At 62.2% G+C, this 21,488-nt stretch carries 19 protein-coding genes and 1 pseudogene; 14 read left to right on the top strand and 6 right to left on the bottom strand.

What is annotated here, in order from left to right:
- Positions 1 to 15 precede the first annotated feature (15 nt).
- Both QD208_RS02095 and infA read left to right on the top strand, forming a co-directional pair.
- Positions 16 to 819: an arginyltransferase gene (locus QD208_RS02095; RefSeq protein ID WP_054555616.1), complete on the top strand. Its 804-nt coding sequence runs from the start codon at positions 16 to 18 to the stop codon at positions 817 to 819.
- A 354-nt stretch (positions 820 to 1,173) separates the two neighbouring features.
- The gene (gene infA, locus QD208_RS02090; protein WP_024953359.1) at positions 1,174 to 1,392 is read left to right on the top strand and encodes a translation initiation factor IF-1; all 219 of its coding nucleotides are present in this window, start codon (positions 1,174 to 1,176) and stop codon (positions 1,390 to 1,392) included.
- A gap of 575 nt (positions 1,393 to 1,967) precedes the next feature.
- On the opposite strand, the gene clpA is transcribed toward infA, so the two are convergent.
- The 3 genes from clpA to icd all read right to left on the bottom strand — a co-directional run bounded on the left by clpA (position 1,968) and on the right by icd (position 6,429).
- On the bottom strand, positions 1,968 to 4,232 hold the full coding sequence (clpA, locus tag QD208_RS02085; RefSeq protein WP_043333850.1) for an ATP-dependent Clp protease ATP-binding subunit ClpA: 2,265 nt from the start codon (positions 4,230 to 4,232) through the stop codon (positions 1,968 to 1,970).
- A 33-nt stretch (positions 4,233 to 4,265) separates the two neighbouring features.
- Positions 4,266 to 4,667 carry an ATP-dependent Clp protease adapter ClpS gene (gene clpS / locus QD208_RS02080; RefSeq protein WP_225347172.1) on the bottom strand — a complete coding sequence of 134 codons (402 nt, stop codon included), beginning with the start codon at positions 4,665 to 4,667 and terminating at the stop codon, positions 4,266 to 4,268.
- Between the two features lie 499 nt (positions 4,668 to 5,166).
- A complete protein-coding gene (gene icd / locus QD208_RS02075) occupies positions 5,167 to 6,429 on the bottom strand; it encodes an NADP-dependent isocitrate dehydrogenase (RefSeq protein ID WP_279835477.1) in 1,263 nt (420 codons plus the stop codon).
- 100 nt (positions 6,430 to 6,529) lie between these two features.
- Between icd and QD208_RS02070 the strand changes: the two are divergent.
- The 11 genes and pseudogenes from QD208_RS02070 to QD208_RS02020 all read left to right on the top strand — a co-directional run.
- Positions 6,530 to 7,069, top strand: a pseudogene (locus QD208_RS02070) (pseudouridine synthase); the annotation flags it as partial.
- A gap of 263 nt (positions 7,070 to 7,332) precedes the next feature.
- Positions 7,333 to 7,782, top strand: coding sequence for an NUDIX hydrolase (locus QD208_RS02065; protein ID WP_043333853.1), 450 nt, complete (start codon positions 7,333 to 7,335; stop codon positions 7,780 to 7,782).
- Between the two features lie 201 nt (positions 7,783 to 7,983).
- Positions 7,984 to 9,165: a tRNA 2-thiouridine(34) synthase MnmA gene (mnmA, locus tag QD208_RS02060; RefSeq protein ID WP_054555617.1), complete on the top strand. Its 1,182-nt coding sequence runs from the start codon at positions 7,984 to 7,986 to the stop codon at positions 9,163 to 9,165.
- A complete protein-coding gene (gene hflD, locus QD208_RS02055) occupies positions 9,162 to 9,797 on the top strand; it encodes a high frequency lysogenization protein HflD (protein WP_043333854.1) in 636 nt (211 codons plus the stop codon). The genes mnmA and hflD overlap by 4 nt, the downstream gene beginning before the upstream one ends.
- 149 nt (positions 9,798 to 9,946) lie before the next feature.
- A complete protein-coding gene (gene purB / locus QD208_RS02050) occupies positions 9,947 to 11,314 on the top strand; it encodes an adenylosuccinate lyase (RefSeq protein WP_192837462.1) in 1,368 nt (455 codons plus the stop codon).
- Between the two features lie 257 nt (positions 11,315 to 11,571).
- On the top strand, positions 11,572 to 12,816 hold the full coding sequence (locus tag QD208_RS02045) for a cupin domain-containing protein (protein WP_054555618.1): 1,245 nt from the start codon (positions 11,572 to 11,574) through the stop codon (positions 12,814 to 12,816).
- A complete protein-coding gene (locus tag QD208_RS02040) occupies positions 12,813 to 13,244 on the top strand; it encodes a GNAT family N-acetyltransferase (RefSeq protein WP_225347173.1) in 432 nt (143 codons plus the stop codon). Before QD208_RS02045 ends, QD208_RS02040 begins: the two co-directional genes overlap by 4 nt.
- A gap of 338 nt (positions 13,245 to 13,582) precedes the next feature.
- The gene (locus tag QD208_RS02035; protein ID WP_225347174.1) at positions 13,583 to 14,353 is read left to right on the top strand and encodes a hypothetical protein; all 771 of its coding nucleotides are present in this window, start codon (positions 13,583 to 13,585) and stop codon (positions 14,351 to 14,353) included.
- A gap of 197 nt (positions 14,354 to 14,550) precedes the next feature.
- On the top strand, positions 14,551 to 15,861 hold the full coding sequence (aceA, locus tag QD208_RS02030; RefSeq protein ID WP_225347175.1) for an isocitrate lyase: 1,311 nt from the start codon (positions 14,551 to 14,553) through the stop codon (positions 15,859 to 15,861).
- Between the two features lie 488 nt (positions 15,862 to 16,349).
- Positions 16,350 to 16,853: a glycine zipper 2TM domain-containing protein gene (locus QD208_RS02025; protein WP_052384587.1), complete on the top strand. Its 504-nt coding sequence runs from the start codon at positions 16,350 to 16,352 to the stop codon at positions 16,851 to 16,853.
- 549 nt (positions 16,854 to 17,402) lie between these two features.
- Positions 17,403 to 18,380: a lipid A deacylase LpxR family protein gene (locus QD208_RS02020; protein ID WP_107336769.1), complete on the top strand. Its 978-nt coding sequence runs from the start codon at positions 17,403 to 17,405 to the stop codon at positions 18,378 to 18,380.
- Positions 18,381 to 18,538: 158 nt separating this feature from the next.
- Here QD208_RS02020 and QD208_RS02015 read toward each other — a convergent pair whose 3' ends face one another.
- Positions 18,539 to 18,823 carry a hypothetical protein gene (locus QD208_RS02015; RefSeq protein WP_043333859.1) on the bottom strand — a complete coding sequence of 95 codons (285 nt, stop codon included), beginning with the start codon at positions 18,821 to 18,823 and terminating at the stop codon, positions 18,539 to 18,541.
- 493 nt (positions 18,824 to 19,316) lie between these two features.
- On the opposite strand from QD208_RS02015, the gene QD208_RS02010 reads away from it, so the two are divergent.
- On the top strand, positions 19,317 to 19,799 hold the full coding sequence (locus tag QD208_RS02010; protein WP_043333860.1) for a peptidylprolyl isomerase: 483 nt from the start codon (positions 19,317 to 19,319) through the stop codon (positions 19,797 to 19,799).
- A gap of 202 nt (positions 19,800 to 20,001) precedes the next feature.
- On the opposite strand, the gene QD208_RS02005 is transcribed toward QD208_RS02010, so the two are convergent.
- Positions 20,002 to 20,700, bottom strand: a complete 699-nt coding sequence (locus QD208_RS02005; protein WP_225347176.1) for a DUF3047 domain-containing protein — start codon at positions 20,698 to 20,700, stop codon at positions 20,002 to 20,004.
- An 82-nt stretch (positions 20,701 to 20,782) separates the two neighbouring features.
- Positions 20,783 to 21,445, bottom strand: coding sequence for a CDP-alcohol phosphatidyltransferase family protein (locus tag QD208_RS02000; RefSeq protein WP_225347177.1), 663 nt, complete (start codon positions 21,443 to 21,445; stop codon positions 20,783 to 20,785).
- Between the last annotated feature and the right edge of the window lie 43 nt (positions 21,446 to 21,488).

Genomic DNA, 21,488 nt, shown 5'->3' with positions numbered 1-21,488 from the left:
GGAGATGATGCAACGGTGAGCAGCAATACCCCCAAGCAACCGCAACGCGATCTGCGCTTCTTTCTGACGGTACCGCACGCCTGCAGCTATCTGGAAGGCCGCCAGGCGACCACGCTGTTTCTCGATCCGCAGGAAGCGCCCAATTCCGGTGTCTATGACGCCCTTGCCCTGCTCGGCTTTCGTCGCAGCGGCTCTCATCTCTATCGTCCGCATTGCGGTGATTGCCGTGCCTGCATTTCCGTACGCGTGCCGATCGCCGACTTCACGCCCAACCGCACCCAGAAGCGTCTGGTGCGTCGCAATGCCGACCTGGTCATCGAAGAGGGGCCAGCACTCTTCGACCCCGAGCATTATCGCCTCTACGCCCACTACATCCGCAGCCGTCATGCGGATGGCGACATGTTCCCGCCCAGTCATGAGCAGTATCGCACCTTCCTCACCTCCCGCGATGACTATGCCCGCCTGGTGAGCTTTCGCCTCGATGGCCGTCTGGTGGCCGTCGCCGCCATGGACCGCATGAGTCATGGCCTGTCCGCCATCTATACCTTCTACGATCCCGATGAGTCACTGAATCAGCGCTCGCTGGGGACCTACGCGGTGCTGTGGCAGATTGAGCAGGCACGCCGCGAAGGCCTGACCCACCTCTATCTGGGCTACTGGATCCGCGATTGCCGCAAGATGAACTACAAGCAGCATTTCCAGCCGCTCGAGTATCTGGATGGCAGCCACTGGCGGCGACGCATACCGGCCAACCATACCGACAGCCATCTGCCACTGAGCCTGGTCAAGCAAGGCGCGTCAGTGACATCCGGCGAGTGACGCGCTGAGCTCATTGCATGGGCTCTTTCGACGCGCTCTCCAGGCGCCCTCTCGACGCAAGCGCTCCGACAACGCTATGGTGACGCAACGCTCAGCTGGCAGGGGCTCATCAGACAGCGCTGAGTGCCGACCAACCGCCTGCCGAGAGTTGCCCCGGCGCAAGATGCCGATTTTTATCTTCCTCCTGAGCTGCCCACAGGCGCTCAAGGAACGTACAATCGCGCTTCGACTTTGCCTTGCCGCCGCCCTTACGGCACAATATCGCGTATCGAAGTCCCGAATCGGGCACTTTTTGTGCTGAGGCGGCTCGGAACTACCAGCAGTATTCCCTGTAATAAGTGAGGATCAGCCTATATGGCGCGTGAAGATCATATTGAAATGGAAGGCGTCATCGTCGACACCCTTCCGAACACCACTTTCCGTGTTGAACTGGAAAACGGCCACATCGTGACCGCTCACATCTCCGGCAAGATGCGCAAGAACTACATCCGCATCCTGACTGGCGACAAGGTCAAGGTTGAGCTGACTCCGTACGACCTGTCCAAGGGCCGTATCGTCTACCGTTCGCGCTAAGCACGGTCAGACTGCCCTGCCGGTTGCCATGCCATCGATCACTCTGTACGTCCTGGACCTGCATGCGATCATCATGACACCGGCTGGCTGAACCGGTCGTTCCCGGCACCTCAGGCACCAGCGTCACCTCCGCCTGAACCCTCCGCCCGGACCCGGAACGCATCGAGGTTGCAAGACTTGCCCTTCGCGGCGAGACACCCGCCACCTCGATGGCGTATGCCTGAGTATTCCGATGATGCCGCCTTGTCCCATGAATGCGTCTTGAGCCCGAACGCCAATCTGGCCTTCGCTCCCATTCAATGATGACAGGCGGCTCATCCCCGCTGGGCATCTTCTCCCCCCAGTACGCATTCGCTTCCCCCGATACGCATTCGCCTCCTCCAGTACTCATCCAACTCCCCGCCCCTCCCTTGAGGATGGCGAGCCCCTTGGCGTGCGCGCGTGTCCAGCTTGAGCAATCGACTTCATGCTCGCTACGTGCGGACAGCTTGCTGACTGACAGGCATAAAAAACGGCCAGTGCTTGAGCACTGACCGTTCATGTCGACCCTTCAGGGCAGCAAGCTGAGCGTCAGATCACGCCATTTCCGCTTCCGTTTCCAGGTGCAGCTCGCCGTTGTCGACCGTGACATGCACGATGCCGCCCGACTCGGACAGGTCGCCGAACAGGATCATCTCTGCCAGCGGCTTCTTGAGCTTCTCCTGAATCACGCGTGCCATCGGGCGAGCCCCCATTGCCGGGTCATACCCGAGAGTCGCCAGCAAGTCGCGCGCCTCATCAGCGACATCCAGCTGCACACGCTTCTCATCCAGCTGCGCCTGCAGTTCGACCAGGAACTTGTCGACCACATTGCGCACCACGGCGAGATCCAGCGCGCCGAACTGGATGATGCCATCCAGACGGTTGCGGAATTCCGGCGAGAACGTCTTGCGGATGACTTCCATGGCGTCGGTGGAGTGATCCTGGTGCTTGAAGCCGATGGAGCGACGCGCCACCTGCTCGGCACCCGCATTGGAGGTCATCACCAGAATGACGTTGCGGAAGTCCGCTTCGCGACCGTTGTTGTCGGTCAGGCGGCCGTGGTCCATCACCTGCAGCAGCAGGTTGAAGACTTCCGGGTGTGCCTTCTCGATCTCATCAAGCAACAGCACGCAGTGCGGCTGCTTGGTGATGGCTTCGGTCAACAGACCACCCTGGTCATAACCGACGTAGCCCGGCGGTGCCCCGATGAGGCGCGAGACGGTGTGGCGCTCCATGTACTCGGACATGTCGAAGCGCACCAGCTCGATGCCCATCAGCGCCGCCAGCTGACGAGCGACCTCGGTCTTGCCGACCCCTGTCGGGCCAGCGAACAGGAAGCTGCCCACCGGCTTGTCCGGCGCCTTGAGGCCTGCACGCGACAGCTTGATCGCTGCGGACAGCCCGGTGATGGCGTCGTCCTGCCCGAAAACCAGCATCTTGAGATCGCGCTCGAGGTTGGACAGCAGCTTCTTGTCGGAACTGGAGACCGTCTTCGGCGGAATGCGGGCGATGGAGGCGACGATCGCCTCGACCTGCTCGGTATCGATGGTGTCGACGCGGATGCTCTCCGGCAGCAGGCGCTGGTGGGCACCGGCCTCGTCGATCACGTCGATGGCCTTGTCCGGCAGCTGACGGTCGTTGATGTAGCGGTCTGCCAGACGCACTGCCGTTTCCAGCGAGGCATCGGTGTACTTGATGGCATGGTGCTCCTCGAAGCGACCACGCAGCCCCTTGAGGATGCGGATGGTGTCATCCACCGACGGCTCCATGACATCGACCTTCTGGAAGCGGCGCGCCAGGGCGCGGTCCTTCTCGAAGATGCCACGGAATTCCTGGAAGGTGGTGGAACCGATGCAACGCAGCTCGCCGGAAGACAGCAGCGGCTTGAGCAGGTTGGAGGCATCCATCACGCCACCGGACGCGGCACCCGCACCGATGACGGTGTGGATCTCATCGATGAACAGGATCGAGTTCGGTTCCTTGCGCAGCTCCGCCAGCAGCGACTTGAGACGCTTCTCGAAGTCACCGCGGTACTTGGTGCCGGCCAGCAACGCCCCGAGATCCAGCGAGTAGACCACGGCTTCCTTGATGACGTCCGGCACGTCCTCCTCGACGATGCGCTTGGCGAGACCTTCCGCGATGGCGGTCTTGCCGACACCGGCCTCACCGACCAGCAGCGGGTTGTTCTTGCGGCGACGCACCAGAATCTGCACCACGCGCTCGAGCTCGCCATCGCGACCGATCAGCGGGTCGATCTTGCCCAGACGCGCCTGCTCGTTGAGGTTGGTGGCGTAGTTGGTCAGCGGGTTGTTGCCGCCTTCGCTGCTCGCCTCTTCGCTCTCTTCATTCTCGACCGACGCCTGGGGCGTCTGGGTGTGACCCGCGACCTTGGAGATGCCATGCGCGATGTAATTGACCGCGTCCACACGCGCGACATTCTGCTGCTTGAGGAAGTAGACGGCCTGACTTTCCTGCTCGGAGAAGATGGCCACCAGCACGTTGGCGCCGGTCACTTCACTCTTGCCGGAGGATTGCACGTGGAAGACGGCACGCTGCAGGACGCGCTGGAAGCCCAGCGTCGGCTGCGTCTCGCGGTCTTCCTGCTCTTCCGGAATCAGCGGGGTGGTGGAATTGATGAAGTCCTGAAGGTCGACTCGCAGCTTGTCCAGATTGGCACCACAGGCGCGCAGGACATCGGCAGCGGAGGCATTGTCCAGCAGTGCCAGCAGGAGGTGTTCCACGGTCATGAATTCGTGGCGTTTGGAACGTGCCACGGTGAAGGCCGTGTTCAGGGTCAGTTCAAGTTCTTTGCTCAACATGGCAAGTCCCCTCTAGGCCGCGTCTTGGACGGATCACTCCGCCCGGTCGATGTCGCACAGCAGCGGATGCTGGCACTCTCGAGCATATTGATTGACTTGGTGGCATTTCGTTTCCGCGATGTCGCGACTGAAGATGCCACAGGTTCCTTTTCCCTGATGATGGACAGCGAGCATGATCTGTACTGCCTGCTCCTGATCCTTGTTGAAAAAGGTGGTCAGCACCTCCACGACGAAGTCCATCGGCGTGAAGTCATCATTGTGCAGAACGACCTTGTACATGGGCGGTGGAGCCAGTTCAGGCTCAGCGGTCTCGAATGCCAGATCACCTTCGTGGTCTTCCTGGTATCCGGGTGCCTGAGCCGACGGGGCCTGATTGCTGATCGACAGTGTCTCCAGAAAGGGAGGACTGCCGCGCGATGTCTCTGTCTTGAACATAAGGGGCTGATCCGGTGAACACAAGCCGTGACGAAGCAGATTGCCTCAACGCGCCGCGGAGAAGGTCAAGCGCTGCCACGTCGTCTCAATGTGGGTGTGATAAGGAAAAGATGGGGGCTTGTCGATCTGGTTGCAAGCTTTAGTCGCGCACGCCTGAGCGTACACGTTCATGCCTGCATCGCGACGCTCTGACATGAATGCGGACATTTGCATGCATTTTCGCTCACATACGCGACAGACACCTCTCGACAGGCGTCGCCAACCGGCGACCCACTCAAGCGTCTCGCCGCTCAATGAAGCCCGCAATGCTTCCGCACAGAACCCCCGCGCAGAACGCTCCACGCAGAACGCACAGGAGTGGCAATCGTTGGCAGCAGACTGAGCGCGCAACCGAGAAGCTTCCATCTCAAACGCAAGAAGGCCCCCGGACATGTCCGGGGGCCTTCTGCTGAAACCTGTCACGCAACCTGATGCCTGGGCATCAGATCAACGCAGGGTCTCAGGCATCCATGTTGTCAGCAACAGCCTGACCGAACTCGGAGCACTTCAGCAGCTTGGCATCGTCCATCAGGCGATGGAAGTCATAGGTGACTTCGCCCTTGGCGATGGCCTTCTCGACGCCTTTCAGCACGAGATCAGCCGCTTCGACCCAACCCATGTGACGCAGCATCATCTCGGCAGAGAGGATGACGGAGCCCGGGTTGACCTTGTCCTGGCCAGCGTACTTCGGTGCAGTACCGTGAGTCGCTTCGAACATGGCGACGGTGTCGGACAGGTTGGCACCCGGCGCGATACCGATACCACCCACTTCCGCCGCCAGAGCGTCGGACAGGTAGTCACCGTTCAGGTTCAGGGTGGCGATGACGTCATATTCCGCCGGACGCAGCAGGATCTGCTGGAGCATGGCGTCAGCGATGACGTCCTTGACCACGATGTCCTTGCCGTTGTTCGGGTTCTTGAAGGTCATCCACGGGCCGCCATCCAGCAGCTCGCCGCCGAACTCGTCCTTGACGATTTCGTAGCCCCAGTCCTTGAAGGCACCTTCGGTGAACTTCATGATGTTGCCCTTGTGCACCAGGGTCAGCGACTCACGGTCGTTGTCGATGGTGTACTGGACAGCCTGACGGACCAGACGCTTGGTACCTTCTTCGGAGACCGGCTTGACGCCGATACCGCAGTTCTCCGGGAAGCGGATGTTGGTGACACCCATCTCTTCACGCAGGAACTTGATGACCTTGTCGGCTTCCGGCGTTCCCGCTTTCCATTCGACACCGGCATAGATGTCTTCGGAGTTTTCGCGGAAAATGACCATGTCGACGTCAGCCGGCTTCTTGACCGGGCTCGGCACACCAGTGAACCAGCGCACCGGGCGCAGGCAGGTGTACAGATCCAGCTTCTGACGCAGAGCGACGTTCAGGGAGCGAATACCACCGCCCACCGGAGTGGTCAGCGGACCCTTGATGGAAACGATGTAATCCTTGACAGCCTCGAGAGTCTCTTCCGGCAGCCAGGTGTCAGCATCATAAACGTGAGTGGCTTTTTCACCGGCGTAGACTTCCATCCAGTGAATCTTGCGCTCGCCGCCATAGGCCTTGTCGACAGCAGCGTCGATGGCAATCTTCATGGCCGGAGTCACGTCCACACCGATACCATCGCCTTCGATGAACGGGATGATCGGATTATTCGGAACGTTGAGGGTATTGTCGGAATTTGAGGTGATCTTGGCACCGCCTTCCGGGACGACAATCTTCTGGAACCCCATTGATAACTCCCCTGTCATGGATTCAGTGGAGGCGCGAGTATAGCACCCGTGCCGCTTCTCACAGTAGGCTTATACGGCAGCCGCGACAAAAGTCTAAACCATGTCTCTCATATATCTGCTTCACAAGCCTTACCGCGTCCTGACCCAGTTCACCGACCGCGATCAGGGCCGCCAGACACTCGCTGACTTCATCGACGTACCGGATGTCTATGCCGCCGGGCGCCTCGACTATGACTCCGAGGGACTGCTGCTGCTCACCAGTGATGGCGCACTCTCCCACCAGATCGCGCACCCGAAGAAGAAGCAGCCCAAGACCTACTGGGTACAGGTGGAAGGTGCCCCTGACGAGCAGGCCATCGCCGCGCTGCGTGCCGGTGTCGAACTCAAGGATGGCATGACGCGCCCAGCCAAAGTGCGGCGCATCGAGCCCCCCGAGTTGCCTGACAGGCAACCCCCTGTGCGCTTCCGTGCGAGCATTCCGACCCACTGGCTGGAGATCATCATCAGCGAAGGTCGCAATCGCCAGGTGCGCCGCATGACCGCCCACGTCGGCCTGCCGACCCTGCGCTTGATCCGCGCGGCCATCGGGCCGTGGAAGCTCGACGGCCTTGCCCCCGGTGAATGGCGCAGCGAGGAAGTCGAGATGCCTGCGCCACCTCGTCGCGAGTCCCGCTCGCCACGCCACAAGGGCGCGACTGGCAAGCCGGGCGAGCGCCGCACCGGCAACGCTGGCCCCCGGGGCAGTGACAATAGAGGCAACAGCGCGGGCAAGAGCGGCAAGGGCTCAGGTCGGGGTTCCCGTCGGAGTTCTGGCCAGACTGAAGGCAAGGGTTCAGGCAAGACACCCGGCGCCCGCGCCCCCTCCCGTCGTCCCTCATCCCCCAAGAAAGGAAGGAAATCCTGATGGCTGCTCGCTGGACCCCGAATGTCACCGTCGCCTGCGTCGTCGAACGCGCCGGGCGCTACCTGATCGTCGAGGAAGACAAGGGCGGGCCCTGCACGGTGTTCAACCAGCCGGCCGGCCATCTCGAACCCCATGAGCGCATCATCGACGGCGTGCAACGCGAAGTGCGCGAGGAAACCGCCTGGCGCATCCTGCTGACCGGCTATCTCGGCCTCTATGTGCACGTGGCCGAGGACGGCACCCACTTCCACTCCCACAGTTTCGAGGCCGCCGCCCTTGAGCACCTGTGCACGCCGCTGGACCCTGACATCGTCAGAACGCACTGGCTGTCGCTTGAGGAGATCGAGCAGCTCGAGGACATGGGCCGCCTGCGCAGCCCGCTGGTGACCCGGCGTATTCGCGACAGCCAACGTGGCAAGCGTTTCCCGCTGGATGTGCTGCACGATTGAGCGATTGCCCGCGCCGGAAGTCCGCCGCCGGGCGTGCTGTCGAGCGGCGCTTGCGGCCCTGTGCGGCAGACGGCGCAGGCGGGGTGAATCCCACCCCCGCATTCAGGTATAATCCCGCCCATTCAAGCGGCGCCAGAATGACGGGGCTGCCGCCTCCCCTGTTTGTGACAACCCGCGGCCATGCGGGTGACGAGAGAACTGATGACCGCTGAAACCGGTACCGGAACCAAGGTCATCGTCGGCATGTCCGGCGGTGTCGACTCCTCCGTCTCTGCCCTGTTGTTGATGGAGCAGGGCTACCACGTCGAAGGCCTGTTCATGAAGAACTGGGACGAAGACGACGGTAGCGAATACTGCACCGCCCTCGAAGACCTGGCCGATGCCCAGGCCGTGTGCGACAAGCTCGGCATCAAGCTGCACACCGCCAACTTCGCCGCGGAGTACTGGGACAACGTCTTCGAGCACTTCCTGGCCGAGTACAAGGCCGGTCGCACGCCGAATCCCGACATCCTGTGCAACCGCGAGATCAAGTTCAAGGTCTTCCTCGAGTATGCCGAGATGCTGGGCGCCGAGCTGATCGCCACCGGTCACTACGTGCGTGGCGGCGTGCGTGATGGTCTCCCGCGCCTGCTCAAGGGCCTGGACACCAACAAGGACCAGAGCTACTTCCTGCATGCCGTGCCGCAGGCGGCCATCGCGCGCACCCTGTTCCCGGTCGGCGAGCTCGAGAAGCACGAAGTACGCGCCATCGCCGAGAAGCATGAGCTGATCACCGCGCGCAAGAAGGATTCCACCGGTATCTGCTTCATCGGCGAGCGGCGTTTCGCCGACTTCCTCAAGCAGTACCTGCCCGCTCAGCCCGGCAAGATCGAGACCCCCGATGGCGATGTCATCGGCGAGCACATGGGCCTGATGTACTACACCCTCGGCCAGCGCCAGGGGCTGGGAATCGGTGGCCTCAAGCGCTATCCGGACGCGCCCTGGTTCGTGTGTGCCAAGGACCTGGAGCGCAACGTGCTGATCGCCGTGCAGGGCAAGCACCACGACCTGCTCTACACTCAGGCGTTGAGCACCGAATCCGTCGACTGGGTCGCCGGCGAGCCGCCGCAGACCGATGCCAATGGCGAGCTGCGCATTCGCTGCAAGAACCGCTATCGCCAGGAAGACCAGGCCGCGACCTTGATCGTCAATGACGGCCAGCGTGTCGAGGTGCGTTTCGATGAACCGCAACGCGCCGTCACGCCCGGCCAGTCTGCCGTCTTCTATCTCGGCGACATCTGTCTGGGCGGCGGCGTGATCGATGCCGCCTGGAAACTTCCGGCGGCGGACGCCAGCGCTTCCACCGCCCCGCTCTCTGGCCCCGAGGAGTCCGCCGCGCAATGACCAGCGTGCCGATCCGTCCCGTCACTGATACCACTACCCGCCAGGCACTGTCGCTGGCGGGCGTCTTCCAGGCAGCCGCGCTGGTCGATGAGCTGGCCCGCCACGGCCAGTGCGATGAGCGCGCCTGGGAAACCCTGGTCAATGCCACGCTGGATACCAATCCGGAAAGCTTCGAAGCCATCTACGGCGGACACCATAACCGCCTGCGGCTCGGCATCGACACCGTCAGTGCGGTGATGGAACGTCGCCAGGTCTCGCCCGTGGTGATGCGTTACGGCTTCTCGCTGGTGATGCTGATGAGCAAGCTCAAGAAGGACCCGGACATGCTGGACAAGCTGGGCGCGGGCCTGACGCGCATCCAGGGCCAGGCCGAGCACTTCGGGCCGACCCACGAGAACGTGATCGCAAGTCTGGGCGAGCTTTACCAGCAGACCCTCTCCACCTTCCGCTACCGGATCGTGGTGCAGGGCGACCCCGGCCTGCTGCAGCAGCGCATGATGCCGGAACGCATCCGCTGCGCCCTGCTGGCAGGCGTGCGCTTCGCGCTGCTGTGGGACCAGCAGGGTGGCCGTCGCTGGAAGCTGGTCTTCCAGCGCAGCGCGCTCAAGAAGTCATTGCAGCAGCTGGGCTGAGCCCGCCTCCGCGCTCGCGCCAGCGCGTCACCTGACGCACCAGATTCACACCCGAATTCGCTTCAACAACGCTGGAGCCCATCAACCGGGCTCCGAGACACTTGAACCGGCAGCGCATCATGTCCTGCCACCATCGGAAGATTCTCATCATGCAGCTGTCCGCCCTCACCGCCCTGTCTCCCGTCGATGGCCGCTATGGCGCCAAGACCGAGGCCCTGCGCGAGCACTTCAGTGAATTCGGCCTGATCCGTGCCCGCGTCATCGTCGAGGTGCGCTGGTTGCAACGCCTGGCCGCCCACGCCGAGATCGCTGAAGTGCCGGCCTTCTCCGCGGATGCCAACGCCGTGCTGGATAGCATCGTCAGTGAATTCAGTGTCGAGGATGCCCAGCGCATCAAGGACATCGAACGCACCACCAACCACGACGTGAAGGCGGTCGAGTACTTCCTGAAGGAAAAGGTCGAAAGCAACGCCGAACTCAACGCCGTCACCGAGTTCATCCACTTCGCCTGCACCAGTGAAGACATCAACAACCTGTCTCATGCCCTGATGCTGCGTGGCGGCCTGGACAACGTGCTGCTGCCGCAGATGCGTGAAGTGACCGAAGCGATCGTCGCGCTGGCCCACCAGCACGCCGAACAGCCGATGCTGTCGCGCACCCATGGCCAGACGGCCAGCCCGACCACCCTCGGCAAGGAAATGGCCAACGTCGCTGCGCGTCTGCGTCGTCAGCTGGCGCAGATCGAACGCATCGAGATGCTCGGCAAGATCAACGGTGCCGTGGGCAACTACAACGCCCACCTGACCACCTATCCGGCCATCGACTGGGCGGCCAACGCCGAAACCTTCGTCGAGAGCCTCGGGCTGACCTTCAACCCGTACACTACCCAGATCGAGCCGCACGACTACATCGCCGAGCTGTTCGATGCCATCTGCCGCTTCAACACCATTCTGATCGACTTCGATCGTGACGTCTGGGGCTACATCTCGCTGGGTTACTTCAAGCAGCGTACCGTGGCCGGCGAGATCGGCTCTTCCACCATGCCGCACAAGGTCAACCCGATCGACTTCGAGAACTCCGAAGGCAATCTGGGCATCGCCAACGCCGTGCTGGGCCATCTGGCACAGAAGCTGCCGATCTCCCGCTGGCAGCGTGACCTGACCGACTCCACCGTGCTGCGCAACCTGGGTACCGGCCTGGCGCAGGGTCTGATCGCCTATCAGGCGACCCTGAAAGGCATCAGCAAGCTGGAAGCCAACCCGGAGCGCCTGAACGCCGATCTGGACAACAGCTGGGAAGTGCTGGCCGAGCCGATCCAGACCGTCATGCGTCGTTACGGCATCGAGAAGCCCTACGAGAAGCTCAAGGAGCTGACCCGTGGCAAGCGTATCGACCAGGCCGGTTTCGCCGCCTTCATCGAGACGCTGGAACTGCCGGACGACGTCAAGACCGAGCTGAAGGCACTGAGCCCGGCCAGCTACATCGGTAACGCCATTGCACAGGCCAAGGCGCTCTAAGCGGCGCAGGTTCACTGCAAGTCTCAAGACGCCGGGGCCTCTGCTCCGGCGTCATACATTACGCATTACGCAGCACGCTGAACGACACACTGGATTCACGACCACTGACGCTCTCCGTCAGTGGGCACGACATGCCACGCTCTCAAGGCTCGGCATGGAACGCATCGCCGTCTGCCATCCGGCAACACGGCTTCAACGACGTCATCGCGAGACCGCCGCCCCCTGACAGGCTGCCGTTCGCGTTCGAGAGGTTCTGCATGAGCACATCCCCCGCCCCCCGCGACACCGACACGCCACTGGCACTGTTGGGCGGCCTGAGCATCCGTGAATTCCTGCGCGATTACTGGCAGCAGAAGCCGCTGCTGATCCGCGGAGCCTTCGCAGACTTCGAGACGCCGCTGGAAGCCGATGAACTGGCCGGTCTGGCCTGTGAAGATGGCATCGAAGCCCGTCTGGTCGAGGAAAACGGCCCGGACAAGGCCTGGCAGGTCAGCCACGGCCCCTTCGATGAGGCGACCTTCGCGCGTCTCGACGCCAAGGACGACAGCCAGTGGAGCCTGCTGGTACAGGCGGTGGACCATTACGTCCCCGACGTCGCCGCGCTGTTCGAGCCCTTCACCTTCCTGCCGCGCTGGCGCCTCGATGACATCATGATCAGCTACGCGCCGACCGGTGGCAGCGTCGGCCCGCACCTGGACAACTACGATGTCTTCCTGCTGCAGGCCCAGGGCCAGCGTCATTGGCAGCTGGGCGGCATGCATGGTGACGACGCCGAGATCATCGATGGCATCGACCTGCGCATCCTCAAGCACTTCGAGGTCACTCCGGGCGAGGACTGGGTGCTGGAACCCGGCGACATGCTCTACGTGCCGCCGCGCCTGGCGCACCACGGTGTCAGCCAGTCCGATGACTGCATGACCATCTCCGTCGGCTTCCGTGCGCCTTCCGCCGATGAAGTCGTCACCTCCTACGCCGACTATCTGGGTGCCAGTCTGCCGGAATCGCTGCGCTACCGTGACCAGGGCATGGCACCGGTCGCCAATGCCGGCGAGCTGGACGACGCCTCGCTCGAGCGCGTGCGTGAGTTGCTGCTCAGCACGCTGGACAACCCGACCCAGCTGGCACAGTGGTTCGGTCGCTACATGACCCAACCCAAGTATCTGGAGCAGCTCGCCGCCCGCGAACCGGCCCTCAAGACGCATGAGCTGGTCGAGTATCTGGAAGATGAAGGCGTACTGGTGCGCTCCCTGGGCTCACGCTTCGCCTTCCGTCACGGCGAGAATGGCACCAGCACGCTGTTCGTCGATGGCGATGGCATCCTGGCCCCTCAGCCGCTGGCGGAAGCGCTGGCCTCCGATCAGCGCCTCACGGCGGTGTTGCTTGACTACACCACAGCAGACCTTGATCGCAGTGCCGTGGTCAGCCTGCTGACGGCGCTGATCAACCGCGGCAGCCTGATACTGGAATGCGACCTTCAGGACGAAGAGGACGATGAAGAATGAGTGACGCCATGATCAGCCTGGAACGGGGCGACTGGCAGACGTTGGGCAACGAGGCCAGCGAGATCCGCCGCGTCGTGTTCATCGAGGAACAGCAGGTACCGCAGAATGAGGAGTGGGACGGGCGCGATGACACCTGCGAACACTTCCTCGTGCATCTGGATGGCCGCACCGTCGGCACGGCCCGTCTGTTGCCGGACGGCCATGTCGGCCGCGTCGCCATCCTCTCCGAAGCGCGCGGACTGGGGCTTGGCCAACGCCTGATGGAAGCGGTCATCCATGCTGCGCGCCAGGCTGGTCATGCTGAAGTGCTACTGGATGCTCAGACCCATGCGCTGGAATTCTATCAACGCCTCGGCTTCACGGCTTACGGCGACGAGTTTCTCGATGCCGGCATACCGCACCGCAGCATGCGCTTGATTCTGAACTGAATTTTAGCGTCCGCCTTACAAAAACCGGCCCCATTTGGGGCCGGTTTTTTTGTGCCTTGAAGTTTCTTGTAGTCTGGCTACAACCCGCTCCTTGACCAAGTCATCATTCCCCAAGGCCCATGGATACTGACATCATGACGTCATTGATAAATATTAAAACGACTGTTTGTCGGCAGGAATTCCACAACGTTGAAACTGGTATAAAACGATCGTTTTAATGCGACCAAGGAATGAAAGACAGCACTCAATTTCGGAGCGATGCTAGAGATCAGGTCATTTACGCTGCACTGCGACATGACACGCTGCCCGACCCGGCACCGCCTTCAGGAGATTCGCCCATGCTCACCTCAGACTCACGAACGCAGACCACCCTGATGGGCGGTAGAGGTGACCAGGTACTCGGGCAGCCTGAGGATGCCGCTCTGGCCGAGCAATGGCACAACGCCGAGATCCGCACGCGGATTCTCAAGCTGGCACGTCCCCTCAAGGACCTGCTGCCACCGCAGACAGCGGAGTCGGTGGCGGCACAGGCGCAGACGATCTGCCATCTGAGTCGCGACCAGCGCTGGCAGCTTCCCGGCGAGCAGTGGCAACTGCGCTCACAGGGCAGCGGCTGGCAGCTGAAGTGCAATGGGAAGCTGAAGTGCAGTGTGCAGCCGGCAACCGCAGGCGAGACGCAGGACGCGCCTGACCAGCTGGCGCTTGCCGGACTCACCGATGACGTGACTGGGGTGCAGCTGGGCAACCGCCCGCTCCCTCGGGCCCTCTGGACCCTGGCCGCCGCGCGGCATCGCGGCGAACGTCATTCGGTGCTGGCCATTGCCCAGATCAGCAGCGTGCGCGAAGCGCTGTGCTGGGGAGAGCTGATCTCACGGCTGCGTGCGCCGGACGGCAGGCCGCCACGCATCGCCCTCACCCTCAGCCACTGCACGTTACCCACGCTGGAAGCCAGCCTGTACTTCCTGATGCCCTGGTTGGACAGCATCACGCTGACAGCGGCCCCCGGCCTGGAAACTGCCTGCCTTGGCGTGATCAAGGCTCGCTTCAGACTTGCTGAGCCAGCGGAGCTCGACAACGCCACCGACGACGCCTTCTGTCGCACGGCGTGACTCCACTGGTAACGCCTGAAAGATCAATAACAACAACAAACTGTCATGCAGCAACTCAAGACGCAGAGCACCGACACTCCCATTTCACGCGTCGCTCTCGCGTCGACCGCCAGACGAAAGACAAGCGAACAGACACAAGACACAGACAACACGCCAGGGGCTGAGCCCCGACGACGAAGCCATCAGGAGATGCCACCATGAGTCACACACGTGCCGATCAGATTGCCGCGCTCGAAAAGGACTGGGCCGAGAATCCGCGCTGGAAAGGGGTCACTCGCCCCTATTCCGCCGAGGATGTGGTGCGCCTGCGCGGTTCCGTTCCGGAAGCCAATACCCTGGCGACCCGCGGTGCCGAGAAGCTCTGGAAGCTGGTCAATGGTGATGCCAAGAAGGGCTACGTCAACTGTCTGGGCGCCCTGACCGGTGGCCAGGCCATGCAACAGGTGAAGGCCGGTATCGAGGCCATCTACCTGTCCGGCTGGCAGGTCGCCGCCGACAACAACACCAGTGAAGCCATGTACCCGGATCAGTCGCTCTATCCGGTGGATTCCGTGCCGACCGTGGTCAAGCGCATCAACAACACCTTCCGCCGCGCCGACCAGATCCAGTGGCAGAAAGGGGCCAATCCGGGCGATGCCGACTTCGTCGATTACTTCGCGCCTATCGTGGCGGATGCCGAGGCCGGTTTCGGTGGCGTGCTCAACGGCTACGAGCTGATGACCGCCATGATCCGTGCGGGTGCCTCCGGCGTGCACTTCGAGGACCAGCTGGCCTCGGTCAAGAAGTGTGGCCACATGGGCGGCAAGGTACTGGTGCCGACCCAGGAAGCGGTGCAGAAGCTGGTGGCCGCTCGCCTGGCTGCTGACGTGGCGGGTGTCCCGACCCTGGTCATCGCGCGTACCGATGCCAATGCCGCTGACCTGATCACCTCCGATGTCGACGACTACGACAAGCCGTTCCTGACCGGTGAGCGCTCCGACGAAGGCTTCTATCGTGTCAATGCAGGCCTGGATCAAGCCATTGCCCGCGGCCTGGCCTACGCGCCCTACTCCGACCTGATCTGGTGTGAAACCGCCAAGCCGGACCTCGAGGAGGCGCGCCGCTTCGCCGAAGCGATCAAGAAGGAATACCCGGACCAGCTGCTGGCCTACAACTGCTCGCCTTCCTTCAACTGGAAGAAGAACCTCGACGACGCCACCATCGCCAAGTTCCAGCAGGAACTGTCGGACATGGGCTACAAGTACCAGTTCATCACCCTGGCCGGTATCCACAACATGTGGTTCAACATGTTCGATCTTGCCTACGACTATGCGCAGGGCGAAGGCATGAAGCACTACGTCGAGAAGGTGCAGGAAGCCGAATTCGCCGCAGCCGAGAAGGGCTACACCTTCGTGGCGCACCAGCAGGAAGTCGGCACCGGCTACTTCGATGACATGACCAACGTCATTCAGGGCGGCAACTCCTCCGTCACCGCACTGACGGGCTCCACGGAAGAAGACCAGTTCTAGACCGCTGACATCACGGCATGGCACCTCGCAATGACCGGATTGCGCGAGGTGCCACTCGCAGACTGACCGAAGCCCGCTCACGCGGGCTTTTTCGTGCTTTACGCCTTGAATGCCCGCCGCGAATGTCCACCATCAGCAACGAACGCCCCTGCGCTGACATTCACTCGGTATGGCTCAAGAAGAAGTGCTCACGCGGAAGTACTTGCGTGGCAGCACTCATGCGCCGGTACTCACGTGGTCGGTACTCACGCGGTAGCACTCACGCGACCGGGAAGTGCAGAAGTTGCGTCACCTCAGCGTTTCAGGTCGGGAACCCGTCATGGTCGACGTGGTCTATAATGTTAAGAAACAGTGTTCTCGCACGCCCGTCGTGACAAGAACCTGCTGGCGGCCCAAGGAAGTGATCGCCTACCTGAGCCTTGCTCTCTCAGCCTCAGCATTCTCCATCACAACCTCAAGCTGCACCGCATCATGCGAGGAGACACACCATGACACTCTCACTGACTCACAAACGATCGACTGGCGCACGCCGCTGGCTGCCCGTGATCGCACTCGGCGTGCTGACGCTTGGCGGCTGCGCGAACAGCGACATCTACTCCGGCAACGTCTACACCGGCGATCAGGCCAAGCGCGCACAGTCCGTCAGCTACGGCACCATCACCTCGCTGCGCCCGGTGCAGATCCAGGCACAGGATGAAGGCAGCGGCGTGCTCGGTGGCCTGGGTGGTGCGGTCGTCGGCGGCCTGCTCGGCAGCCAGATCGGCGGCGGCTCCGGTCGTGCGATCGCCACTGCCGCGGGTGCCATCGGCGGTAGCGTGGCCGGCAAGTCGATCGCTGACAATGTCGACCAGATCGACGCCTACGAGATTGAAGTCCGCCGCGATGCCGGCGACAGCCTCATCGTCGTCCAGAAAGCCGACACCGCCTTCTCGGTTGGCCAACGTGTCCGCCTGGTCGGCTACGGCGCCAACCTGAGCGTCGCGCCTTACTGAGTCTCTCGACGGCTGGCGCTCCCTTGCCGGGACGCCAGCCGTTCTGATTCTGCGCCTTCAGCGACGCCTGTCGCAGCCCTGCGCGGGAAACGCCGCCACGCTCTCCCCATCTCGCCTGGCTCACGCATCCCCGCCTCTCTCGCGTCTCTCGCACCTCTCGCGCTCTGCATCTCCCACACGCCCCACCCCCTCGCTTCGCTTCGCATCCCCTCCCTCGATCTCACACAGGCACGGCTCGCCGCAGTGGGCGATATGCAGACTGCCTATTGATTAACAGGCTATGAAATCGGGATTTTTTGTGCAAAGTTATACGCCTGCAGCCTAACTTGACTCTGTACACAACTACCCGTCCCAGGAGTTGCGATGCGTCCCGTCACTGCCCGTCCGCCAGGTTCTCGCCCAGGCACCCGCAAGCTGTCTTGTGTCACGTCTTCTTCAAGAAACGCTCCCCGCGCTTATCCCAGTCCAGTCAATGAGAACCCTGGCGGTACCGCCGCCTCAAGCCATGCCCCGCAGATGGCGCCGGCCTTCTCGACCCGGCGCCTGGGCATGGCATTGATCATGCTGGGCGCGGTGGCATTGGCTCCCATGGTGGAGGCCGCCGAGGACGAGGGTGGCGTGCTGTCATTGAAGGTCGAGAACGACATTCTCACCTCCGGCGATGATGGCCATTACACCAACGGCTTTGCGCTGAGCTACACCTTCAAGACACCAGAGCAGCACTGGTCACGCTCATTCGCGGACTGGGTGCCCGGCTTCAGCGCGGCGCGATTGGACGCCACGGCCTACCGCTTCGGACAGCAGATCTATACCCCCAATGACATCAAGCGAGAGCAACCGGATCAGGATGACCGCCCCTACGCGGGCTACCTGTTCGGTGGCGTCTCGCTGTTCGCCGGTGAAGAGGGAGATGACTGGCGACGGGTGGACACCTTCAATCTGGATCTCGGCATCGTCGGCCCGGCCTCGGGCGCCAAGGATGCTCAGAAGGCGGTACACAAGCTGACCGGCAGTGATGAGCCGGAGGGTTGGGATCACCAGCTGCACAACGAGCCGGTGATCAGCACCGGCTGGCAGACGCAGCTATGGCTGCCGGCCAGGGCCGCAGGGCTGGAGGTGGAGTACGGCCCCTCGGCTTCCGTGGCGCTGGGCAATCTCTACACCTATGCGGGCGTCGGTGGCGGGGTACGCATCGGCCAGGGGCTGACCCGCAGCTACGGGATACCGACAGTGGCGCCGGCCCAGGGCGGCCGTCAGTACTTCCATCCCGACGGTGATTTCGCCTGGTACCTGTTCGCCAATATCGAGGGCCGCGCGATGGCCTACAACATGCTGCTGGATGGCAATGGCTTCGAGGACAGCGCCTCGGTAGACCGTCGCCCACTGGTCGGCGACCTGCAACTGGGCTTCGCACTCAGCTGGCAACGCTGGCAGCTGGCGTTCGTCAACGTGTGGCGCACTCACGAATTCGAGACGCAGCAGGAGAGCGATCAATTCGGCTCGCTGACGCTCTCGACCTGGCTATGACTCGGCGCTGAGCTGCAGGCGGCACTGACAAGACGCGATGGATGAGCAGAGCCTGATGAGAAGTGTCTGATGAGCAGAAACAGAAAGGCCGGGCAGATAGCCCGGCCTTTCTGTCTGCGGGAAACGTCATGCTTCCCGGAAGGTTGCTGCTGGTGAGATCAGTGCATCTTGACCTTGCTCATGCCCCAGCAGATCAGCTTGCCGCCGATCAGAACGATCAGCGCCAGCACGATCAATGCCATCAGCATGGAGACGGGATTGACGATGAAGGTCGCACCCAGAATACCCAGGGCCACGCCCCAGACGTAGCGGTCACCGCTATCGATGCTCAGAGCCTCCGGCAGGACACGCTTGACGGTGGCACCCAGCGAGCCTTCCCAGCGGTTCAAGCACAGCATGAAGATCGCAGCGAAGCTCACCAGCCAGATCAATGTCACGGTCATCGAAATTCTCTCCTGAAAAATAGGGTCGCATGGCGCCTGAGTTGTCATTTCCCGTCAGGCGACGGGACAGAGTGTGCAGAGCGAGGCCACCTCGGGCCGCGCGTCAGAATCCGCAATATCCGAGTAGGCAGAGTAACCAGACCCTGTGGCCCTCGCAAGCCATCGCCCCAACCTTGTCTGGCCGCCAGCAGCAAGGCCGCTGTGCGCTGACAGGGCAACCCCGCCAGACACCTGATAATCCAACCGTTTTGCCCCTTTGTTCACCGATGGCGTCGGGGGTGAGAAAAAACCCTGCCTCAGGGTTGAAATGCACGCCTGCGAGCGTCACCTATACTTTCAAGACAAGGTAACGTGCGCTGGATTGCCTCTCTGGCAATGTCATCAGCGGGCCAGGAGCCACGTGATACGCGGCTTTTTTCCAGTTTCCCCCCTGACAGTCACCTCAGGGGCACGTTACCATTGACGTTCATATACCTATCGAAAGGCTCTCATCATGCAAATCGCCCAGAATGCCGTCGTATCCTTCCACTACACCCTGACCAACAACGAAGGGGAAGTGCTGGATAGCTCCGAAGGTCGCGAGCCGCTGGCCTACATCCACGGCGCTGGCAACATCGTCCCGGGCCTCGAGAAGGAACTCGACGGCAAGACTTCCGGCGACGAGCTGAAAGTTGCCGTCTCTCCGGAAGAAGGTTACGGCGAAGTCCAGGAAGCCCTGGTCCAGGAAGTGCCGCGTGAAGCCTTCCAGGGTGTCGAAGACATCGAAGCTGGCATGCAGTTCCAGGCGCAGACCCAGGGCGGCCCGCTGATGGTCACCGTCACCAAGGTCGAAGGCGACACTGTCACTGTCGATGGCAACCACCCGCTGGCCGGCGAAACCCTGAACTTCGACGTGCAGATCACCAACGTGCGTGAAGCTTCTGCTGAAGAGCTGGAACACGGCCACGTTCACGGCGAAGGCGGCGTGGAGCACTAAGCTCCGCCTCTTCCCTCATCTGAGGCATCTCCCCGGATGAGCGCCTCCCACAGTGTGGGAGGCCGGAACCGAAAGCCCCGCGACTGAGTCATCAGTCGCGGGGCTTTTTCGTGTCTGGCTCCGTGTCGGCCTGACTGGCTTGGCGCGCTTGTCAGACTGGCTCAGCCCTCTCTTCACAGCCCTGATCACTCATGATTCCGGATCAGGCACCGCAGCTGGGCGGCGTGGCATCGCTGGAAAGGCTCAGGCCACGAAACAGCGCCGTGGCATCACCGCCGGCATTGTCACCGTCAGCCATCAGCGCCAGTCCGGCAATCTCGCTCGGCTTGCTGCCAAACAGTGACGCGTAATCAGCACGCAGATCACGCACCTCCGCCACCCACTGCCCCACCTTCTCATCACCGGATTCAACGGCCAGCAGCACGGCACGATCCGTGAAGGCATTGTCCCAATGGCTGCCTTTGGCTTCATTGCTGGACCAGACGTAATTGATGGCCTCGACCTGCCACGGCAGGATACCGGTCTTGTTGACCACGTAGAGACGCGCCGGATAGTCATCGCCGCCCTTGGTCTTCTCGTTCACGCTCGGGTAGATGCCATCCACCTGCCAGCACCATTTCAGATAGGGCGTCTCTTCAAGCGAGATATCCTGCTCCAGATAGCGCGCGGACGCCTGGCCCCGAGCGCGCGCCTCGAGCGCAGGTCTGCCATCGCGCTCCACCACGCGATAGGCCGTCTGGCCTTCGAAGGTCTTCTCGCCCCAGGCAAGAATCTGCGCAGGCGAGAAACTCCTGTCAGCCGCGTGGGTCACCGAGGGCAGTAGCGCCGCCAGCAGGCCGCTGGAGGCGACTGCCGCGAACAGGGGCAGGAATGATGGCAACTGACGGGAAGCAATCTTCATTGGCAGGACTCCGAGGCGCCTGAGCAAGGCGAGTGAGAAAGGTAACGAGCCGTATCATCAGCAAGGCCAGGTTCGCAGCGCATCATCTCCGGTCAGCATTGTGCGGATCAGCGCCATGCTGCTCGCATCGATCCTGGGCTCGCAAGGTGACATACCCTCCCCATACGCGCGTCAGTGTGGTCAGGATGCATGCCGCGGCGAAGATCCATGCCAACAATGCGAAATGCTGTGGCATCAGGCAGGCCAGTACGAAGAAGGCGATGGTCTCGGTGCCCTCGGTCAGGCCATCCAGATAATAGAAGGCCTTGCGCGTGAAATTGGGCCGCTCCAGCTGATGCTTGGCCGCCATGATGGCAAAGGCCAGAAAGCTCGAGCCCGTGCCGACGAAGGCGAACAGCAGCGCCACCGCCGCCATCGCATTGGCACCAGGGTCTGCCAGGGCGAAGCCCACCACCACGGCGGCGTAGAACAGGAAATCGAGACAGATGTCCAGAAAGCCACCGGCATCGGAGCTCAGGCCGGCATGCCGCGCCAGCGCGCCATCCAGCCCGTCCACCACCCGATTGATCAGGATCGCGACCAGCGCGAACCCGAAATGCCCATAAGCCAGCAACGGCAACGCCAGCATGCCGATGGCGAAGCCCGCGAGGGTCAGCTGATCCGGATGCAGACCGCGCGCCGCCGCACTTTTCGCAAGACGTTTCAGAGGCGGCTGTACCCAGCGTGAGGTCCACTTGTCCAGCATGTTGCATCTACTCCCATGAAGTCGTTGAGGTCATCGTCATTCC

Source organism: Cobetia sp. 29-18-1 (genome assembly GCF_029846405.1).
Classification (GTDB): Bacteria; Pseudomonadota; Gammaproteobacteria; order Pseudomonadales; family Halomonadaceae; genus Cobetia; species Cobetia amphilecti.
This window is presented reverse-complemented; position numbering and strand designations above follow the sequence as displayed.